General features: G+C 62.2%; 19 protein-coding genes. 9 read left to right on the forward strand and 10 right to left on the reverse strand.

The genetic code is table 11. The features are described 5' to 3' along the window. The first annotated feature begins 73 nt into the window (after positions 1 to 73). Positions 74 to 1,300 (forward strand): TIGR03862 family flavoprotein, encoded by a 1,227-nt coding sequence (locus NTD89_RS06060; RefSeq protein WP_262206742.1) that lies wholly within the window; start codon positions 74 to 76, stop codon positions 1,298 to 1,300. Positions 1,301 to 1,422: 122 nt separating this feature from the next. Here the strand turns inward: NTD89_RS06060 and NTD89_RS06065 are convergent, their stop codons facing one another. Beyond that, positions 1,423 to 2,760, reverse strand: coding sequence for a DEAD/DEAH box helicase (locus tag NTD89_RS06065; RefSeq protein WP_262206743.1), 1,338 nt, complete (start codon positions 2,758 to 2,760; stop codon positions 1,423 to 1,425). Between the two features lie 48 nt (positions 2,761 to 2,808). Continuing rightward, a complete protein-coding gene (gene yedA, locus NTD89_RS06070; RefSeq protein ID WP_262206744.1) occupies positions 2,809 to 3,705 on the reverse strand; it encodes a drug/metabolite exporter YedA in 897 nt (298 codons plus the stop codon). A gap of 160 nt (positions 3,706 to 3,865) precedes the next feature. Between yedA and NTD89_RS06075 the strand changes: the two genes are divergently transcribed. Beyond that, positions 3,866 to 4,318 (forward strand): Lrp/AsnC family transcriptional regulator, encoded by a 453-nt coding sequence (locus tag NTD89_RS06075; RefSeq protein WP_262206745.1) that lies wholly within the window; start codon positions 3,866 to 3,868, stop codon positions 4,316 to 4,318. A 331-nt stretch (positions 4,319 to 4,649) separates the two neighbouring features. Then, a complete protein-coding gene (locus NTD89_RS06080; protein WP_262206746.1) occupies positions 4,650 to 4,958 on the forward strand; it encodes a DUF3077 domain-containing protein in 309 nt (102 codons plus the stop codon). 256 nt (positions 4,959 to 5,214) lie between these two features. Here the strand turns inward: NTD89_RS06080 and NTD89_RS06085 are convergent, their stop codons facing one another. From NTD89_RS06085 to NTD89_RS06095, 3 genes are all read right to left on the reverse strand, one after another. Beyond that, positions 5,215 to 5,826, reverse strand: a complete 612-nt coding sequence (locus tag NTD89_RS06085) for a PolC-type DNA polymerase III (protein ID WP_262206747.1) — start codon at positions 5,824 to 5,826, stop codon at positions 5,215 to 5,217. Between the two features lie 29 nt (positions 5,827 to 5,855). Further along, on the reverse strand, positions 5,856 to 6,332 hold the full coding sequence (locus NTD89_RS06090; protein ID WP_119740929.1) for an NYN domain-containing protein: 477 nt from the start codon (positions 6,330 to 6,332) through the stop codon (positions 5,856 to 5,858). A 128-nt stretch (positions 6,333 to 6,460) separates the two neighbouring features. After that, positions 6,461 to 7,228, reverse strand: coding sequence for a DUF2076 domain-containing protein (locus tag NTD89_RS06095; protein WP_242201812.1), 768 nt, complete (start codon positions 7,226 to 7,228; stop codon positions 6,461 to 6,463). Between the two features lie 180 nt (positions 7,229 to 7,408). Between NTD89_RS06095 and NTD89_RS06100 the strand changes: the two genes are divergently transcribed. Next, positions 7,409 to 8,068, forward strand: coding sequence for a YciC family protein (locus NTD89_RS06100; RefSeq protein WP_242201810.1), 660 nt, complete (start codon positions 7,409 to 7,411; stop codon positions 8,066 to 8,068). A 39-nt stretch (positions 8,069 to 8,107) separates the two neighbouring features. Beyond that, positions 8,108 to 9,196 (forward strand): endonuclease/exonuclease/phosphatase family protein, encoded by a 1,089-nt coding sequence (locus NTD89_RS06105; RefSeq protein WP_262206748.1) that lies wholly within the window; start codon positions 8,108 to 8,110, stop codon positions 9,194 to 9,196. 153 nt (positions 9,197 to 9,349) lie between these two features. Here the strand turns inward: NTD89_RS06105 and hrpB are convergent, their stop codons facing one another. Next, positions 9,350 to 11,857 carry an ATP-dependent helicase HrpB gene (gene hrpB / locus NTD89_RS06110; RefSeq protein ID WP_262206749.1) on the reverse strand — a complete coding sequence of 836 codons (2,508 nt, stop codon included), beginning with the start codon at positions 11,855 to 11,857 and terminating at the stop codon, positions 9,350 to 9,352. Positions 11,858 to 12,110: 253 nt separating this feature from the next. Between hrpB and NTD89_RS06115 the strand changes: the two genes are divergently transcribed. Both NTD89_RS06115 and NTD89_RS06120 read left to right on the forward strand, forming a co-directional pair. After that, positions 12,111 to 12,530 (forward strand): polyribonucleotide nucleotidyltransferase, encoded by a 420-nt coding sequence (locus tag NTD89_RS06115; RefSeq protein WP_106579351.1) that lies wholly within the window; start codon positions 12,111 to 12,113, stop codon positions 12,528 to 12,530. A gap of 15 nt (positions 12,531 to 12,545) precedes the next feature. Further along, the gene (locus NTD89_RS06120) at positions 12,546 to 13,439 is read left to right on the forward strand and encodes a cation diffusion facilitator family transporter (protein ID WP_145162411.1); all 894 of its coding nucleotides are present in this window, start codon (positions 12,546 to 12,548) and stop codon (positions 13,437 to 13,439) included. Here NTD89_RS06120 and NTD89_RS06125 read toward each other — a convergent pair. Next, positions 13,436 to 14,530 (reverse strand): DUF6515 family protein, encoded by a 1,095-nt coding sequence (locus NTD89_RS06125; RefSeq protein ID WP_262206750.1) that lies wholly within the window; start codon positions 14,528 to 14,530, stop codon positions 13,436 to 13,438. The genes NTD89_RS06120 and NTD89_RS06125 overlap by 4 nt on opposite strands. Before the next feature lie 442 nt (positions 14,531 to 14,972). Between NTD89_RS06125 and NTD89_RS06130 the strand changes: the two genes are divergently transcribed. Then, on the forward strand, positions 14,973 to 15,452 hold the full coding sequence (locus tag NTD89_RS06130) for an Lrp/AsnC family transcriptional regulator (RefSeq protein WP_003194418.1): 480 nt from the start codon (positions 14,973 to 14,975) through the stop codon (positions 15,450 to 15,452). 195 nt (positions 15,453 to 15,647) lie between these two features. Next, positions 15,648 to 15,857 carry a DUF2788 domain-containing protein gene (locus NTD89_RS06135; protein WP_007975837.1) on the forward strand — a complete coding sequence of 70 codons (210 nt, stop codon included), beginning with the start codon at positions 15,648 to 15,650 and terminating at the stop codon, positions 15,855 to 15,857. Here NTD89_RS06135 and NTD89_RS06140 read toward each other — a convergent pair. The 3 genes from NTD89_RS06140 to NTD89_RS06150 all read right to left on the reverse strand — a co-directional run bounded on the left by NTD89_RS06140 (position 15,852) and on the right by NTD89_RS06150 (position 19,868). Then, positions 15,852 to 16,487 carry a pseudouridine synthase gene (locus tag NTD89_RS06140; protein WP_242201802.1) on the reverse strand — a complete coding sequence of 212 codons (636 nt, stop codon included), beginning with the start codon at positions 16,485 to 16,487 and terminating at the stop codon, positions 15,852 to 15,854. The genes NTD89_RS06135 and NTD89_RS06140 overlap by 6 nt on opposite strands. A 72-nt stretch (positions 16,488 to 16,559) precedes the next feature. Further along, positions 16,560 to 18,032: an AMP nucleosidase gene (amn, locus tag NTD89_RS06145; protein ID WP_178119700.1), complete on the reverse strand. Its 1,473-nt coding sequence runs from the start codon at positions 18,030 to 18,032 to the stop codon at positions 16,560 to 16,562. A gap of 186 nt (positions 18,033 to 18,218) precedes the next feature. After that, a complete protein-coding gene (locus NTD89_RS06150; RefSeq protein WP_145162423.1) occupies positions 18,219 to 19,868 on the reverse strand; it encodes an acyl-CoA dehydrogenase family protein in 1,650 nt (549 codons plus the stop codon). Positions 19,869 to 19,917: the final 49 nt, after the last annotated feature.

The raw sequence follows: 19,917 nt of genomic DNA on the forward strand, positions 1-19,917 counted from the left end.
ACGTTTTTTGATCAGGCAGCCACGCTGCCGTCGGGTAGAATGCTCGGCCTATTCAGCGACCGTAGCCTTGCCCATGCCTCAGCTTCCTTCTCGACACGTCACTCTTATCGGCGGCGGCCCAGCCGGGCTGATGGCCGCTGAAGTCTTGAGCCAGGCGGGCGTGCGGGTAGGCCTGTATGACGGCATGCCGTCAGTGGGCCGCAAGTTTCTGCTCGCGGGCGTGGGCGGCATGAACATCACCCACTCCGAGGCGTACCCGGCGTTCCTGTCGCGCTACGCCGAACGCGCGCCAGACATGGCGCCGCTGCTGCGAGCGTTCGGTGCCGAGGCGTTGTGCGAGTGGATTCATGGGCTGGGCATACAAACCTTTGTCGGCACTTCCGGCCGCGTGTTTCCTACCGACATGAAAGCCGCCCCGCTGCTGCGCGCCTGGCTCAAACGCCTGCGCGATCAAGGCGTGGTTATCCACACTCGGCATCGCTGGCTGGGCTGGACGGCCGACGGCGGTCTACTTATCCACAGCCCGGACGGCGAAAAAACTGTCCACAGCGATGCGGTGTTGCTGGCCTTGGGCGGCGGCAGCTGGTCGCGCCTGGGCTCCGATGGCGCCTGGCTCACGTTGCTGGAAGACAAAGGCGTGCCTTACGCGCCGCTGCAACCAAGCAATTGCGGCTTTGAGGTGTCAGCCTGGAGCGAATTGATGGTGAGCAAATTCGCCGGCGCGCCGTTGAAAAACGTCGCCATCGGTGTGGCGGATGACAAGCCTCGGTTGGGGGAATGCGTGGTCACCGCCATGGGCATCGAGGGCAGCTTGATCTACGCGCTCTCGGCGCCGATTCGTGAAGCGATCAATCGCGATGGCTCAGCCACGGTGCATATCGACCTGCTGCCGAGCAAGCCGCTGGACAAGGTGCAGGCTGCACTGGCCAAGCCGCGTGGTTCGCGCTCGATGAGCAAACATTTGCACAGTCAGTTGGGCCTGGACGGGGTCAAGGCGGCGCTGTTGCGTGAGTTGGCACCTGCGGAACACTTTCATGATCCGGCGCAGCTGGCGGTGGATATCAAGGCATTGCCGCTGACGCTGGTGAAAACCCGGCCGATGGATGAAGCCATCAGTACGGCGGGTGGTGTGCCGTTTGAGGCGCTGGATGAGCGGTTGATGCTCAAGCAATTGCCGGGCGTGTTTTGCGCCGGGGAGATGCTCGATTGGGAAGCGCCAACGGGCGGCTATTTGCTGACGGGGTGCTTTGCCAGTGGGCGGGCAGCGGCGCGGGGCATGCTGGAGTGGCTTAGGCGCTGAAATCGGCGGTGAATTCAGAGCCGCCCTCGCAGGCAAGCCAGCTCCCACATTTTGAGCTGTGAATACATTCAAAAGGTGGGAGCTGGCTTGCCTGCGATGAGACCATCAGCAGCGCCGCAAAATCACTTCTTCTTGCGCGGACCTGTGTTGAACACCGGCACCTTGCGCACCGGCTTGATCGACGGTTCAGCCGGCGCTACGTCCCCGCTGTCCACCCACTTACCCAAATTACGTTTACCGCCGCCACCGCCCGACGCCTTGGGTTTCTTCGGCTTTTTCGGTTTCTTCACCACTTGCCCACTGGCGTCGGTGTCCGGCACGCGGTGCTCGGGTTCGAAATCCGGCTCCATTTTGCGGGTCAGGGTCTGACGCGTGAGCATCTCGATGGCCGACAGCATGTTCACCTCATCGGCACACACCAGCGAAATCGCCTCACCGGTGTTGCCCGCACGACCGGTGCGACCAATACGGTGAATGTAGTCTTCGGCCACGATTGGCAGGTCAAAGTTGACCACCAGCGGCAAGTCTTCGATGTCCAGGCCACGGGCTGCCACGTCGGTGGCCACCAGAATCTGCACGTCGCTGGATTTGAAGCGATCCAGCGCACGCTGGCGGGTCGCTTGCGGTTTGTCGCCGTGGATGCCGTCGGCATTGATGCCCAGGCCCTGCAACTTGTCCACCAGCGCATCCACGCCGTTACGGGTCTTGGCAAACACCAGCACCTGCTTCCAGCGACCTTTGCGCATCAGGTGCACAAACAGCTCCGGCTTGCGCTTCTTGTCCACCGGCACCACCCACTGCTTCACGGTGTTGGCGGCGACGTTGCGCGGGCTCACTTCAATGCTCAGCGGGTCGTTGAGCATCTGCCCGGCGAGCGAGCGGATTTCATCGGAGAAGGTCGCGGAGAACAGCAGGGTCTGGCGCTTTTTCGGCAGCATGCGGTAGATGTTCGCCAGCTCTTCCGAAAAGCCCAGGTCGAGCATGCGGTCGGCTTCATCCAGCACCAGGGTTTGCAGCTGGTTGAGCTTCAGCGCGTTCTGGCGGAACAAGTCGATCAGGCGGCCAGGCGTAGCGACCAGAATGTCGACACCCTTGCGCAGCTTCATCATCTGCGGGTTGATGCTCACGCCGCCGTACACCGCGTAGGTGGTCAGCGGCAGGTGTTGAGCGTACTCGGCGACGCTGGCGTGAACCTGCTCGGCCAGTTCACGGGTCGGGCACAGAATCAGCGCGCGCGCCGAGTTGGCGGCGACTTTCGGCCCTTCCATGGTCAGCAATTGCAGCAGCGGCAAGGCGAAACCTGCGGTCTTGCCGGTGCCGGTCTGGGCCGCGGCCATCAGGTCGCGACCGGCCAGCACCGCCGGAATGGCTTGCGCCTGCACCGGCGTCGGGGTCTGGTAGCCAAGCGTCTCAAGGGCGCGCAGCAAGGGTTCGATCAGGCCAAGGGTGGCGAAAGTCATGTGTTTACCGTAGGAAAAATTCAGCGCAAGGGCGTAATGCGCGGCAGTTTACCTTATTTCCGGCTTGGGCTTTCGCCACTGGGGCAGGCTGATCAGCAACACCGCGCTGATGATCACCAGCATCGCCAAGGCTTCCTCCATGCCGATGGTCTCGCCGACGAAGACAATACCCAATAACACCGCGACGGCCGGGTTCACGTAGGCATAACTGGTCGCCGCCGCCGGGCGCACGTGTTTGAGCAGGTACATATAGGCATTGAAGGCGATGATCGAGCCGAACACGGCCAAGTAAGCCAAGGCCAGCCAGCCTTCAATCGGCGGCACGGCATGCAGGCGCTCACCAGTCAGCGCACTGCCCACCAGCAGCAGGGCACCGGCGATGATCATCTCGGCCGCACTGGCCATGGCGCCGGCAGGCAACGGCAAGTGCCGGCTCCACACCGAGCCGAAGGCCCAGGAGGCAGCGGCGAACAGCAGCAACATGGCGCCGGTGGGGCTCGATTGCAGGTTGGAGCCCATGTTGAGCATGGCGATGCCGATAATCCCCAGCACCACTCCGGCCCACTCCAGACGCGTATTGCGTGCGCCCCAGAAATACCCACACAGCAACGTGAACAACGGCACCGTCGCCACCGCCAACGCGGCCACGCCGGAAGCAACGCCGGTGTGCTCGGCAACCGTCACCGCACCATTACCAAAGGTCAGCAGCAAAACGCCGATCTTGGCCGCCGCCTTCCACTGCACCCACGTCGGCGCAGGCGCCCCGCGCCAGCGCAAATAGCCATACATCACCAACCCCGCCACCAGGAATCGAATCCCGCCCAGCATCAACGGCGGCCAGTACTCCACGCCGATTCGAATCACCAGGTAGGTAGAACCCCAGATCACATACAGCGCAAAAAAAGCGGCAATCAACGGTAAGGAAAAGCGACGTGGGCCAGGCATTGGGTAGCTCTGCGGCAGAATATTGGAGGCTTATTCTAAAAAGGCAGCACGCCGAACATAAGTTACAAAACCTGTTTAAAGCGCCCATACACTTTTCAAAACATGGTTATGAAGGCTATAACCCGTGCATTCAAAAGCCACGCATCACCGGAGCCTTATCATGGACAAATACGACCGCATGCTCCTCAGCGCCCTGCTCGAAGATGGCCGCGCTTCCTATGCGCAGTTGGCCCGCACCGTAAACCTCTCCGCCCCCGCCGTGGCTGAGCGCGTGGCCAAGCTGGAAGCCAGCGGGGTGATCACCGGGTATCAGGCCAAGGTCGACCTGTCGAAAATCGGTTTGCCGATCCAATGCACGATAGAGCTGCGCCTGACCAACAACGGCAGCCAAAAGGTCTACGACGCCTTGGCGGAAATACCCGAACTGACCGAATGCCACCGCGTGACAGGCGACCCGTGCGTGATCATGCAGGCCGCGGTGGGCTCGATGCCGGAACTGGAGAACCTGATAAACCGGGTGGCGAAGTTCGGGTTCAGTAAAACCTCGATCATTTTGTCGAGCGCGATAGCGCGGCGGGTGCCGTTGGGGCAGTTGGAAGGGAAAACCACCTGACACCGATCGTTCCCACGCTCTGCTTGGGAGTGCCGCCAAGGGTGCTCTGCGTCCGCTCTTGAGGTCGTGACGCGGAGCGTCACAGGATGCGTTACCACGCGGAGCGTGGGAACGAACAAACAGGAAATTTACTGTGGGAGCTGGCTTGCCTGCGATGGCGTCAGTTGTGTCACCGCTTCCCATTCTTTTGAAGGACGTTTCCGAGCGACATTTCATGCCTTGTTCCAGCTAAATTCAGCCGCTAGTCTTCCCCACGTCATCGGCCCTTCGGTGACCGGAAGTGCAAGCCGAAATTGACGAAGGAGAGAGTTACAAGTCCCGGAGACTCAACATGGTCAAAACAACCTCTGCTTCAACTGATAACCATACAAACTTCCTCAGCGAAGACGCCCTGCTCAACCGCCGAGCCATCGACTACTACCTCAACGCCTGCGCCCCGGATGCGCCCAACTTTGTGCTGAATGACAACCTGAGCTTCGAAGACGCCCTCGCCCATGCGGCGGATTTGCTGCATTGCGCGGTGGAGACGGCGCTGGTGTCGGGCGAGACGCTCAGTGTGCAGCAGCGGGCGGTGATGCACTTGGTGGGGATGGCAAAGGAGGTGGTGGGTCGGGCGTTGGAATGCGTGCAGCCTCGATAGCCTGACAAGCAAACTTTTGGGGCAAATGGGCTTGTTGTGGCGAGCGCGCTTCTGTGGCGAGCGGGCTTGCCCCGCGTTGGGCTGCGAAGCGGCCCTAATGAAGTCACCGCATTCTTTCAGTTGAAACTGGGTGTCAGGGTTTGGGGCTGCTGCGCAGCCCAACGCGGGGCAAGCCCGCTCGCCACAGAAGCCCGCTCCTCACAACAAGCCCGCTCACCACAATTAGTCCTCTGCCCACGTGAGATCTGCGCAGGGTTCAGAGCCCGCGATGTTTCTTCAGATGTTCATTGATCTTCGCCGCCGGCACTTTCTGCAAGGTGCACAGCAGGTCGTGGGACAGTTCGCGCAACCCATGCGTACCGCGCAATTGCTCGGCCAGGTGCGCCGTCAAGTTAGCTGCCATTTCGGCATCCGCCATTGCCCGGTGAGCCTTGCCGGTGTGGGGCAGTTGGGCGTAGCTGTTGAGGGTGCCGAGCTTGTGGTTCGGCGCCGCCGGCATGAGGCGGCGGGCCAGCAGCAGCGAGCAGGCGAATTTTTGCAGGCGGGTGCGGCGGATCAGGCCCAATTCGAAGTCCCAGAACTTCTGGTCGAACGCGGCGTTGTGCGCCAGCAGTGGCGTGGTGCCGACGAATTCATTCACTTCGTTCATCACCCGCTCGGCCGGTGGCGCGCTGCGCAGCATGGCGTTGCTGATGCCGGTGAGTTGTTCGATAAACCCCGGCACGCGCACGCCGGCATTCATCAGGCTCTGGTAGCGGTCCACGATCTGGCCGCGCTCAAGGATGACCACCGCGATTTCCGTGGCCCGGCAGTGGCTGCTCGGGGTGATGCCGGTGGTTTCAAAGTCGATGACCGCTATACGTTCCAAACCTGTTCCAACTCCGTCTGACAATTGACTTATTTAAGCAGCAGCGCGCCTTCGATCGGCACGTAACGGCTGGCGGCGCGGATCAGCGAGTTGGCCGTCAGCCCCGGGACGCCATAGGCCACGGCTTCGACGCCATGCTTTTGGATGATGCGTTCGAGCAGCATGTCGAAATCGCCGTCGCCGGAGGCCAGCACCACTTCGTCGACGTGGTCGGCGGCGTCCATGATGTCGAGGGTGATGCCCACGTCCCAATCGCCCTTGGCCGAGCCGTCGCTGCGTTGGATGTAGGGTTTGAGTTTTACCGTAAAGCCCAGGTTGCGCAGGATCTGCTGGAATTGCTGCTGCTTGCTGTCGCCACGGTCGATGGCGTACGCATAGGCTTCGACGATCTGCCCGCGCGCGCTGATGTCAGCCCACAGGGCGGCGTAATTGAAGTGGCAACCGTAGGCCTGGCGCACGGTGTAGTAGAGGTTTTGTACATCGGCGAACACCGCAATTTTCTTCACCGCACTTCCCCATGGATGCCACTTGGACCTCGGACGTGAGAGCCCGCAAAGGCGCCAGTATGCCAGCCATGGGAAAGTTTCAGCGAAAAATCAGCCCGGGGCGACGAAGCGCCCCGGTTGAAGGCGGGTCAGACGAAGGAATCGTCGTCGCCAAACGAGGAAGAATCATCGCTGTAGTCGCTGTCGGCGAAGCTGTCCGAGGCGTTGTCGCTGCCCCAGCTGTCATTGCCGGCAAACTTCTGGTCGTCGTTGCCCCAATTGCCGTTATCACTGGCGGGCGCCGGTTCTTCGCGGATGATTTCTTCCACGACTTGCGGCTGTTGCGAGTTGTGGCTGAACAAGCTGCTGATGCCTTCGGCCAGCATCACACCACCGGCCACACCGGCAGCGGTTTTCAACGCCCCGCCGAGGAAGCCGCTGCCAATCGGTGCTGCGGGCGCTTGTTGTGGCTGTTGATAGTTTTGCTGCGGCGCGCCGTAGTTTTGCTGGGGCGCAGGCTGGCCGAACGAAGGCCGCCCAGGCTCACGCCAGCCGCCACCGGAAGCCGCCGGCGCACTTTGCGTGGGTTGCGGCTCACGGGAGCCGCCACCAAAGATGCTCGACAGAAAACCGCCACTGCTCGGCGCCGGCTGTGCTGCCTGAGCCTTGGCCTGCTGCAACTCATCCTGCAATTGCTGGATCTGCTGCGCCTGTTGCTTGTTCTGCGCGTCGAGGCTCTTGATCGCGTGTTCTTGCACCAGGATCGACTGGGTCATGTAATACCCGGCGGCCGGTTGGCGAGTCATGTGCTCCTTGATCCGCGCTTCGGCCAGGGCGTCGCGGGGGGCTGAGTCCGTTTCGGCTTGCTGCAGCCGTGAAAACAGTCCATCGATCAGGGTTTGCTCTTCGCTGTTCATGGCGACCTCGTTAGATTGCCGGTAAAAATCATGGGCCCGTCTGTGATCAGGCGAGCTACGCACTAGTTATGGGGCTGTTACCAGACGTTTCAATGGTCTTTACGCAAGGTTTACGTTTGCTTACCTCTCGTCATGATCGGTTAAAGTGTGGGCCTTGCTTTTCGGTCTGTGATGAACCTGATGAATCCGTTAGACGTATTGCGCGACTCCTTCCGTTTTACTCAGCGTAACCTGGGCGCCATCGTGCAGCTGTGCCTGCCCCTGGTGATCCTCGAAGCCCTGCTGCAACAGGTAATCGAGCACACGCTGGCGCCGGATGCTTCGCGCGCCTACAGCATTGTGGTGGGGTTGGTGATGTACCCGCTGTACGTCGGCGCCTTGATCTTGTTTCTGGATGCCCGCACGCGTGGCGACTCGCCGCGTACTAAAGACTTGTGGGCGACGGCCTTGACCCTGTGGCCACGTTTCGCCGTGCTGACCGCGATAAGTACATTGTTGGTCTGGCTGGGCCTGTCACTGTTTTACCTACCCGGCCTGTGGCTGATGGTCGTGCTCGGTTTTGCCGAGTACCTGCTGGTGCTGCGCGGCCTGTCCGCGCTGGGGGCTATGCAGGAAAGTTTGCGCCTGACTCGCGGGCATTTTTGGCGAATCCTGGTATGCCTGCTGTGTGTGATGACGCCGCTGTTGCTGCTCAAGGAAGCCACTGATGCCGTCTACCCCAGCCCGAGCCCAATGCTCGCCACCGTGCTCGACAGCGCCCAAAGCTTTTTGCAACTGTTTACCAGCGTGGTGCTGTTCCGTTTATTCATGCTGATCGGTGGCGATGCCGACGCGCGGTGATATGCTCCTGCCACTCCTGAAACGCCATAAGCCGAGCCGATGACCCGTTTATTGCGCATCACCCTGTTGAGCCTGCTGATTATCGCGGGCCTGCTCGCCGCCCTGATCTACAGCCTGACCTGGCGCCCTGCCGACAAACAAACCCTGCCCGTCAGCTGCGTCGCGCCGCGTGCGCCAACGCTGCTGCCCGGGCAGGCGCTGAAGGTCATGACCTGGAATGTGCAATACCTGGCGGGCAAGAACTATGTGTTCTGGTACGACACCGCCGACGGCAACGGCCCGGATGATCGCCCTACCGTGGAAGACATGGCCTCCAGTCTCGACGAAGTGGCGCGGGTGATCCGCGACGAACAACCCGACATCCTGCTGCTGCAGGAACTCGACGAAAACGCCAAACCCTCCCATTACCAGGACCAGATCGCACTGCTGCAGGAACGCCTGGTCGATCTCTACCCGTGCAGCGCCCAGGCCTTCGATTGGAAAGCCGACTTTGTGCCCAGCCTGCATATTTTCGGCAGCGTCGGCCGCAAGCTGGTGACCCTCAGCCGCTACCAGATCGAACACGCCGAACGCCTGCAACTGCCGGTGTCCCCAGCCAACATCATCAGCCGCCAGTTCCAACCCAAGCCTGCGTTGCTGCTGACCTACCTGCCGCTGAGCGATGGTGGCCAATTGGCCGTGCTCAACACCCGGCTGGATGGCGATATGCCTGGGCGGTCGGCGGTACAGGAGCAGGCTAAAGCCACCGTGAAGCTGCTGGATAAATTCGAAGGGCGTGGCACGCCATGGCTGATCGGTGGGGACTTCAACTTGCTGCCACTGGGGCAATTCCTGCGCCTGGACGCCGATAAGCGCGGCCAGTATTCACCGGACAGCGAGCTGCATTTGCTGTGGGATAAGTACCCAATGATCCCCAGTAACAGCGAATCCAGTGGGATTGACCGGGCGAAGTGGCTTACGCACTTCCCCAATGACCCGAGTGTGGATGGGCCGGATCGGACGTTGGATTATTTGTTCTACAGTCCAAGGATCAAGCGGATAGAGGCCAAAGTACGGCAAGAAGACACACTGCGTATCTCCAACCACCTACCAGTGATCGCCCGGTTCCTGCTCCCGGCCGCGCAATAACCCACACCACAAAGCTCAATGTGTGTGGGCTTTTGTGGGAGCTGGCTTGCCTGCGATAGCATCGCCTCGGTGAAACAGGTACACCGAGTCGTCTGCATCGCAGGCAAGCCAGCTCCCACACCATCCCGCTCCCAAATTTGCTCTCCACAAGCTTTACTTGCGCGGTTTGATCCTGGCGGTGGGTTCGGCCACTAACGGGTCGTCCGGCCAGTAATGCTTCGGGTACCGCCCCTTCAAATCCTTTTTCACCTCGGCATACGTGCTGCGCCAGAAGTTCGCCAGATCCTGGGTCACCTGCACCGGCCGGCGCGCCGGGGACAGCAGGTGCAGCTTGACCGCCTGGCGCCCACCGGCAATACGCGGCGTGTCCGCCAGCCCGAACAATTCCTGCAAGCGCACCGCCAGAATCGGCGGCTGTTCGCTGTAGTCCAAACGCACCGAGGAGCCCGAGGGCACCTTCACGTGCTGCGGCGCCAGCTCGTCCAGGCGCTGGGGCAGCGGCCAGGGCAACAGGTTGTGCAGGAAACTGGAGATATCCAGGTTGGCGAAGTGGCTCAGGCGCGAGACTTTGCCCAAGTACGGCATCAGCCAATGCTCCAGGCTGGCGAGCAAAGCCTTGTCGCTGATATCCGGCCACTCACTGGTTTTGCCGGCGTCCAGCTGACGCAGCAGCATGACGCGGGCCTGCCATTGGCGCAGTTCAGGCGTCCACGGTAACAATTCCAGGCCTTTGCGGCGCACGAGGTTGACCAGCGCCTGGCTGCGCGCGGACTCGTCCAGACCGCTCAGCGGTTCGCGACTGAGCACCAGTTCGCCGACTTTGCGCTGGCGCTCCGCGCGCAGCACGCCTTCGCGCTCGTCCCAATCGAGCTGGTCGACGTTGCGCACTTGCTCGGCAAGCACTGTGTCGAACAGCGCCGGATCGAAGTCGGCCGCGAGGTAGATGCGCTCTTCGCGCTGGCCCTGACGGCTGCCGAGGTCGGCGATCACCAGCCACGCTTGTTTCATCAGGCTGTCGGCCTCGGCGAACAGCGCGGCACGGCCATTGGCCAGGCGGTATTCGGCGCCGCCGGGGCGACGTTGCTGGGCGACGCGGTCCGGGTAGGCCAGCGCCAGCAGGGCGCCGAGCCAACGCGGGTGATCGGGATCGGGCACGGCCTGAGTCGCCTGGCCTCTTAAATAGCTGCGGTATTGCCGGGCAAGTTGCTTGGCGCGCTGCACGCCGCCTTGAGTACCTCGCGCACGCTCCTCGCCGGACATCAGCGCCAGCCGGCTGTGCAAATCGGCACCGGCGCCGCGCAAGATGTCACGCTCGCCCAATAGCGCGGCGACATCACACGCCGTGGCCGCCAGCCCCAGGTCCTGCCCGCGCAGCAACAGGTGGGCGATACGCGGATGCGCGGGCAACTCGGCCATCTTCTGGCCATGGGCGGTGAGTTTGTCGTCGTTCAACGCGCCCAGACGCACCAGCAAATCCTGAGCCTGGGCGTACGCAGCAGTCGGCGGCACATCCAGCCACACCAGTTGCGTGGGCGTGACGCCCCAACGCGCCAGTTGCAAGGCCAGCCCGGCAAGGTCGGCGGCGAGGATTTCCGCGCTGCCATACGCCGCCAGGCCTTCATGCTGGTCTTCGGACCACAGCCGATAACACACGCCCGGCTCCAGGCGCCCTGCCCGTCCGGCCCGCTGGGTGGCGCTGGCGCGGGAGATGCGTTGGGTGTCGAGGCGGGTCATGCCGCTGCCGGGGTCGAAACGCGGGCCCCGCGCCAGCCCAGCGTCGATCACCACGCGCACACCGTTGATGGTCAGGCTGGTCTCGGCGATGTTGGTGGCCAGCACCACTTTGCGTTTGCCGGCGGGCGCCGGGTCAATGGCGGCGCGTTGGGCGTTGAGGTCAAGCTCGCCATGCAGCGGGCACAGCAGCACATCCGGGCGATCACCCAAAGCGTCGGCCAGTTGTTGATTAACCCGGCGAATCTCGGCCTGCCCCGGCAGAAAGACGAGAATGCTGCCGGTCTCGTCATGCACGGCTTCAAGGACGGTCTGCACCACACGCGGCTCGATGAATTCACCGGCCTGGTACGGGCGGCCCCAGCGCATCTGCACCGGGAACATGCGCCCTTCGCTGCGCAGGATCGGCGCGTCATCCAGCAGGCCGGAGAGGCGTTCGCCTTCGAGGGTGGCGGACATCAGCAGGATTTTCAGCGGTTGTTCGTCGCGAAACAGATCGCGGCCATTCAGGCTCAGGGCCAGCGCGAGGTCGGCGTCGAGGCTGCGCTCATGGAATTCGTCAAAGATCAGCAGGCCCACGCCTTCCAGCGCCGGGTCGTCCTGCAAACGGCGGGTGAGGATGCCTTCGGTGACCACTTCGATACGCGTCGTGGGCCCGACCTTGCTGTCGAGACGGATGCGATAGCCGACGGTTTCGCCGACCTTTTCGCCCAGCTCGCTGGCCAACCGTTCGGCGGCCGCACGCGCGGCCAGGCGCCGGGGTTCGAGCATCAGGATGGTCTGCCCGGCCAGCCATGGCTCGTTCAACAAGGCCAAGGGCACGCGGGTGGTTTTACCGGCGCCGGGCGGCGCTTCCAGCACGGCTTCATGGCGAATCGCCAAGGCGTCACGCAGGGCGGGTAAAACATCATCGATCGGCAACGAATTCATACTGGCTCCAAAGCAGAGCGGCGAGTATAACGGCGAACTGCCGGATGCCGGTGCTGGTCTCAAAGACACCTCGTTCTTCCTTAATTGGAATACAGGTAAATGTAGGAGCTGGCTTGCCTGCGATAGCGGTGGGTCAGCTCGGCATGTGTCACTGATCCACCGCTATCGCAGGCAAGCCAGCTCCCACATTGGATCATCGTCGTCTGATGGATCTGGCTTATAGTCACCTTTAAACGTGTTCAGGAGACTTTTCATGCGTATCGCTTCCCGTGTCATCGGCGGTGTCCTCGCCGTCACCCTGCTGAGCCAACTGACCGCCTGCGGTTCGATTTTCTACCCGGACCGCCGTGGCCAGATCGACGGCAAGATCGACCCGGCGATTGCCGTGCTCGACGCCGTGGGCCTGCTGTTCTATGTGATCCCCGGCCTGATCGCATTCGGCGTGGACTTCGCCACCGGCGCGATTTACTTCGAGCCCGGCAAAACGGCTCAAGTCGCGCCCGAGAAACTGCACGAAGCCATCGGCGCCGACGGCAAGGTCGATAACGCCAAGCTGCAAACCATCATCCAGAAGGAAACCGGCCGCACCCTGCCGCTGGATGACCCGCGCATGATCCAGTTCAAGGGCAGCGTGCAACAACTCGCCTCCCTGGGCCTGCAGCCCGCCGCTTAAGGACTCGACCCGCTTATGACCAGCAGTCCCGAACACGCAAGGCTCTTGCGCCTGGCCACCCGCGCGTCGGTGGGCGTGGCCTGTGCGCTGATTATTACCAAGGCCATCGCCTGGTGGTTCAGTGGCTCGGTGAGCATGCTCGCCGGGTTGACCGACTCGCTGCTTGATGGCGTGACCTCGTTGCTGAACCTGCTGGCAGTGCATTACGCGCTGCGCCCGGCCGATGATGACCACCGTTATGGGCATGGCAAGGCGGAGTCGCTGTCGGGCATGGCCCAGGCATTGTTTATCGCCGGCAGTGCGGTGCTGATCGCGTTCCAGGCGTACCAGCGTTTGCACCATCCGGAACCGGTCGGCGCGCCTTGGCTGAGCATCGGGGTCATCGTGTTTTCGCTGGTGATGACGGTGGCGCTGCTGATGCTGCAACACCGGGTGATCCGCGAAACCGGCTCCAACGCCGTGCGCGCGGACTCGCTGCACTACCGTTCGGACTTGATGCTCAATGGCAGCATTCTGGTGGCGTTGGTGTTGGCGGGGTTCGGCTTCAATCAGGTCGATGCGTGGTTCGGCCTGGGCATCGCCGCGTACATTTTGTGGAGCGCCATCCAGATCGCCCGTGAAAGCTTTGCGGTGTTGATGGACGAGGAACTGCCAGCCGATGTGAGCCAGCACATGCTGGAACTGGCGCGCGGTGTGCCAGGCGTGTTGGGTGCACATGATTTGCGCACGCGGATTTCCGGCAGCCACTGGTTTGTGCAACTGCATCTGGAGTTGCCGGGGGAATTATCGTTGTCGGTTGCTCACGGCATCAGCGACCAGGCCGCCGATGCCATTCACAACGCCTACCCGCGCGCCGAAGTGCTGGTGCACGCCGACCCGCGGGAAGTGGTCACGGGCAATAAGGCCTAGTACTGCACCTGGTACCCGCGGCTGGTGAGGCAGTTGCCCTGAGCTTGGCGGTAGGTTTGCACCACCGCAGGGTCCGGGGCGTAGGTGACGGTCCGAGGGTCGAAACCGCTTTGTTGCACTGCCCAGCGATAACAGTCGTAGCCGTCCTGCTGCACCTGCGCCGGTGACTGGCCGTTGGCCGGGTAGGCCACCACGTCATAGCCATTGCCCTGCGGCGCGGGTTGCGGTGCCGGCACTTCTGTCGGCGGCTGCACCACCACGTACTGCTGGGTGGCGCTTTCGTAGGTGTAGTACGAACCCGCTGCGAGGAAGAACAGCGCACTCCCCACCCACACTTCGCGCGCATAGTCCGGCAGGTATTGCACGCGGATGCCGTACGGCGGCGTCACCACGACATAACGCGGGCCCTGCGGGCGATACCAGTAGCCGCCGGAGAAGAAATAATCCTGGCCACGGTAAGGCACGCGGTAGTTGCGGTCGGGGAACCGATCCACCGTATAGCCTGGGCGATATTGCGGGCCAGGGCCCCAACCAGTGCCGTGCCCACTGGGGCGACCCGGCCAGCGGTTGTCGTTGGGGTGACCATTATTGAACCCGCCACCTGGGCGCCCGGGGCCATTGCCGGCCTGCCAATGCTGGTTACCATCGTTACGGCGCGGAATGTCCTGATAGTGACCCTGGCGCGGCTCCTGGGTTTGCCGAACCGTGTCCGGGCGCCCCTGAATCGGCAGGTTATTCGCGGGCTGCGGCGCTGGCCGAGGCTGTTCGGCACCTTGCGGGCGACCTTGCCATTGCCCACCGCCGTGCTGCTGTTGTTCGGCGCGATCAAAATGCTGGTTTTGCGGCCGAGGCTGATTGTTCTCGACACGCGGGTTCTGCGGGCGCGGCTGGTTGATTTCCGGGCGCGGTTGATTGTTCTGCGGGCGTGGTTGGTTATTTTGCGGTCGCGGCTGTTCGTTGCCTTGCCGTCCGCCTTCGGGACCTCTTTCATGCTGACCGCCCCCTTCAGAGCGCGGGTCGTCGGCCATTACTTGCGAGCCAACGGTCATTATCAGCAAACCTACACCTGCCATACGCCAGATGCGCTTCATGCTATTCCTCACTGCGGATAAGGGCCTAGAACGTCCGGCCTCATAGATGAGACTGGAAAAGCCTCGCCCGGTTCTGAGACAGGTTATCAGTCACGAGAAGTATTTTTTTGGGTAAAAACGCGCGCAAAGAAAAAGGGGTGACCCGTCGGCCACCCCTTGAGAATTTCGTCCGTGCTCAACGCTTTTGACGTTGGCTCACCTCACGCCGTCTTGTGGACAGTGTGCAGCCTGGAGGCCGACTCAACCCTGCTGGGGCGGCGGCCGCAGCGGGCCTGATTGGGCGGGCTGCAGTGGACTGTTGTCCAGGCGGTGATTCTGTTGGTAATCATAGGCCCGCCGCGCCGACAGATGATTGCGAAGATTGCGTCAATAAACAGTGCTTGCGCAATTTTTAACCCTTCATAGATAATTCGCCGCAATAGTTACGACAAAGGCCAACCCAATGAGCAAGCTTGACCGATACGACCTGAGTATTTTGGCGGAATTGCAGCGCGACGCGAGGATCTCCAACCAGGAGTTGGCCGAGCGTATCGGCTTGTCGCCTTCGCCCTGCTCGCGTCGGGTCAAGCAGCTTGAGGACGATGGTTACATCGCGCGCCAGGTCGCCTTGCTCGATCGCAAGATGCTCGGCCTGAGCCTCACGGCCTATGTGCTGATCGGCATGGACCGCCACACACCCGAGCGTTTCGAGAATTTCGAAGCGGCCATCCGCACCCTGCCGCAAGTGCTGGAATGCAGTTTGGTCACCGGCATGGATGCGGACTATCAGTTGAAAGTGGTGGTACCGGACATGGATCACTATCAAAAACTGCTGCTGGGCCACCTGACCCGCATTGAAGGCGTGACCAGCGTGCGCTCGAGCTTTGTACTCAATCAGGTACTCAACAGCACCGAATTGCCGCTGACCCACCTGCGCACTTAAGGTCGCAGGAGATCAAATGTGGGAACTGGCTTGCCTGCGATACAGGCCACTCGGTGTATCAGCCAGCCCCAGTTGATGCTATCGCAGGCAAGCCAGCTCCCACATTGACCGCCTCAAGACTCAGGTCAATGTTGCGCCTGAAGCCCTGCTTTATACTTCCCGCCTGCCCTGCCGGAAAATTCCCACATGAACAACATCGACCCCGCCGTGTTTGAAGAATGGATGATGACTGGCCTGGTCACCATTCTGATCATTTTCATGGGCTTTATCGTTTGGGACTTGGCGAAGAAATCCAAAGCCGGGCGCTTTGGCTCGTTCATTCTGTTCTTCGTACTGGGCCTGGGCGTGGCCGCGTTCATCATCAAGAGCGTGGTGATCGGCCTGATCGAATCCGGCGCCTTATAAACGCGCCGGCACTTCCTTCCATTGGCCTTGGTCCAGGCCATCAATCGACCAATCCCCGATACGCACGCGCACCAGGCGCAAGGTCGGTAAGCCCACCGCAGCGGTCATGCGCCGTACCTGGCGGTTACGCCCTTCACGAATCACCAGCTCCAGCCAGTGCGTGGGCACGCTCTTGCGAAAACGCACCGGCGGATTGCGTGGCCATAATTCAGGTTCGTCCAACTGCCGGGCTTGCGCCGGCAAGGTCATGCCGTCATTAAGCTCCACGCCGTCGCGCAGGCGCTGCAATTGCTCTTCGGTCGGTTCGCCCTCGACTTGCACCCAGTAGGTTTTCGCCAGCTTGTGCTTGGGGTCGGCAATCCGCGCCTGCAATTGGCCATCGTTGGTCAGCAGCAGCAGGCCTTCGCTGTCACGGTCCAGGCGGCCAGCCGGGTAGATACCGGGGATGTCGATAAAATCCTTGAGGGTCGCGCGCCCGCCTTCGTCGCTGAACTGGGTCAGTACGTCGAAGGGTTTATTGAACAGGATCAACTTCGGCTCGGCCGGTGGCGCCTTGGCGACACGCCGGGGAGCGGGATACGCAGGTTTCACGCCAGGGCGGCGCGAGTCGGGACGGGTGGGACGGGACATGGCAAAAGGAACATCTAACGGTCAGGACCGACAATGCTAGTGGCCTGACCGCTAAATGACCATCCCAACCGCTTAGCGGAACGGCGGCTCGTCGAAGCTGCGCAGTTTGCGCGAGTGCAGCGAGTTGAGTTCGGTGCGCAACAGATCCACCGCCTCGATGCCGATCTTCAAGTGCTGGCTGACCGCACGCTCATAGAACGCGTTGGCCGAACCCGGCAGCTTGATCTCGCTGTGCAGCGGCTTGTCCGAGACGCACAGCAACGTGCCATATGGCACCCGCAGACGATAACCCTGGGCGGCGATGGTGCCGCTTTCCATGTCCACGGCCACGGCGCGGGACAGGTTGATCAGCGGCCGTTCCTGGGCCCAACGCAGCTCCCAGTTGCGGTCGTCGTAGGTCAACACGGTGCCGGTGCGCAGGCGCTTTTTCAGCTCCTCGCCTTTTTCGCCGGTAACGTTGGCCGCCGCTTGCTGCAGGGCCATCTGCACTTCGGCCAGGGCCGGGATCGGAATATTCGGCGGCACTACGCGGTCCAGAATCCCGTCGCGGCGCATGTAGGCGTGGGCCAGTACGTAATCGCCAATGGTCTGGGATTGGCGCAGGCCGCCGCAGTGACCAATCATCAGCCAGCAATGCGGGCGCAGCACGGCGAGGTGGTCGGTGATGTTCTTGGCGTTGGACGGGCCGACGCCGATGTTCACCAGGGTCACGCCGTGGCCATCAGTGGCCTGCAGGTGATAGGCCGGCATCTGGTAACGGTGCCAGACCACGCCCGCCGCAATCGCCGAGGCTTCGCCGTGGTCCATGCTCTTGTCGATGATCACGTTGCCCGGCAGCACCATGCGGATAAACCGCGGGTCACTGCGCAATTGCTCCAGGCCATGCAGGATGAACTGGTCAACATAGCGATGGTAGTTGGTCAGCAGGATCCACGGCTGCACATGGCGCCAGTCGCTGCCGGTGTAGTGCACCAGACGGCGCAGGGAGAAGTCCACGCGGGCGGCATCGAACAGCGCCAGCGGCAGCGGGTCGGTGTTTTCCCAGTCGTAAAGGCCATCGGCAATACCGTCGGTGGCCGCGGACAGGTCGGTGCTGGGGAACACCCGCGCCAGGGTCGCGGCGGTCACGCCGGAGCCGGCCAGTTCGTCGCCCTGCTCCACCACATACGGGTACGGAATATTCTGTTGGCTCACGCCGACTTCTACCGTCACGGTGAAGTCGTGCATCAGCGGCACCAGCTGCTCCAGCAGGTACTTACGGAATGCGCCCGGATGGGTGACGGTGACGCTGTAGGTCCCCGGCAGCTGAACCTTGGCGTACGCCCGAGTGGTCTGTGGGACTTCGCCATGGCAATGGTAGGTCAGGCGCAGTTCTGGATAGCGAAACAGTGCGCGTTGCGCGGCGTCGGGCTCGACGCGGTCCTTGAGGTATTGCTTGAGGGCTTGATTGAGCGCGCCGGTAGCACGCTCGTGAAGAGCCGCCAGCCGATCCACGGCTTCTTCGGCGGTTTGAACGACAACAAAAGCTTCGGTCACGGTAAGCATCCTGTGTTCTGACTTGCAGGCCTTTATCTTGCCTGTATCCCGGCCTCACTGAAACAGTAGTGATTGGAATGCGGTTAATAATGTGGGAGCGGGCTTGCTCGCGAATGCGGTGTATCAGTCACCTGCTCAGTCACTGAAGAACCGTATTCGCGAGCAAGCCCGCTCCCACATTTTGACCGAATGTAGTCAGAGGGTTGGGGTTGAACGCGCGACGATCGCTTCTACATCCACGCCTCGCGGCAAGGTGCCATACACCCGACCGGACGACTCGCCCAAGCGGCTGGCGATAAAGCCATCACTGACCGCCGCGTTCCCGGCCTCCAGCAACAGTTTGGCCTGCAACGCCACGGCAATATCCTCGGTCAGTTGGCGGGCGCGGTACTGGATGTCCTGAGTGTCCATGAACGCCGACTTCAGCTGCTCGATATGCCGCGCCAGTTGCGTGTGGCCATGCCCGTCCCCGAGTTCGACAAACAGCGCCTCCAGCACGCCCGGCTCTTTCGACAGCGCCCGCAACACGTCCAGGCACTGCACATTGCCGGAACCTTCCCACGTTGAATTCACCGGCGCCTCACGGTACAAGCGCGGGAGGATGCTGTCCTCGACATACCCGGCACCGCCCATGCACTCGGCCGCCTCGTTGATCATTGCTGGCGCGCGCTTGCAGATCCAATACTTGCCCACTGCCGTCACCAGCCGGGCAAATTTGGCTTCCTGCTCGTTATCCAGATGATCCAGCGCCCGGCCCATGCGCATGCTCAATGCCAGCGACGCCTCGCTTTCCAGGGCCAGGTCGGCCAATACGTTTTGCATCAGCGGCTGCTCACTCAACACACGGCCACCTACCAAGCGGTGCGCGCAATGATGACTGGCCTGGGTCAACGCCTGACGCATCAGCGCGCTGGAGCCAACCATGCAGTCGAAGCGGGTCATGGCGACCATTTCGATAATGGTCGGCACGCCACGGCCCTCTTCGCCGATCATCCAGGCCAACGCGCCCCGAAACTCCACTTCGCTGGAGGCGTTGGAGCAGTTACCGAGTTTGTTTTTCAGGCGCTGGATGTAGAACTCGTTGCGGGTGTCATCCGGGCGGTGCCGGGGCAGCAGGAAACAGGTCAGTCCTTTGTCGGTCTGCGCCAACGTGAGGAACGCATCACACATCGGCGCCGAGCAGAACCACTTGTGCCCCACCAGTTCATAGGCTTGCCCTGGGCCGCCCGCGCCCACTGGATACGCGCGGGTGGTGTTGGCGCGCACGTCGGTGCCACCTTGCTTCTCGGTCATGGCCATGCCGATGGTGGCCCCGGCCTTGTGGGCGATGCCGACATTGCGCGGGTCGTATTCGGTGCTGAGGATTTTCGGCAGCCAGGTCTGCGCCAGATCCGGTTGCAGGCGCAGGGCCGGTACGCAGGCGAAGGTCATGGTCAGCGGGCAGCCGGTGCCCGCTTCGGCCTGGCTGTGCAGGTAGGTCATGGCGGCGCGCGCCACATGGGCGCCGGGTTGTGGGTGCGCCCACGGCAGCGATGGCAGGCCATGCTCGACGGCGGTGCGCATCAGCTCGTGGTACGCCGGATGAAACGCCACGCAGTCGATGCGATGGCCATAGCGGTCATGGCTGTTGAACACCGGCTTGTTCTCGTTTGCCAGGAACCCGGCCGCCATCAACGGCCCGCCCGCCAGTGCGCCATACGCATCGATACGCGCATGGGCCCAGCCGGCGCCAAAGCGGCGCGACCACTCTTGCAGGGGCACGTCGATGCGGTACAGGTTGGTGCCGTCCAGAGACGGTGGCTGATTGGTGACGTCGTGGGTTTCGGCGAACTGATGCAGGTTCATGACGGGCCTCCTGAAAAAAGGCCACGTGCAGTTGAGGCCTGAATTTCAG

This window comes from Pseudomonas sp. 14P_5.3_Bac1, from assembly GCF_025466135.1.
GTDB lineage: Bacteria > Pseudomonadota > Gammaproteobacteria > Pseudomonadales > Pseudomonadaceae > Aquipseudomonas.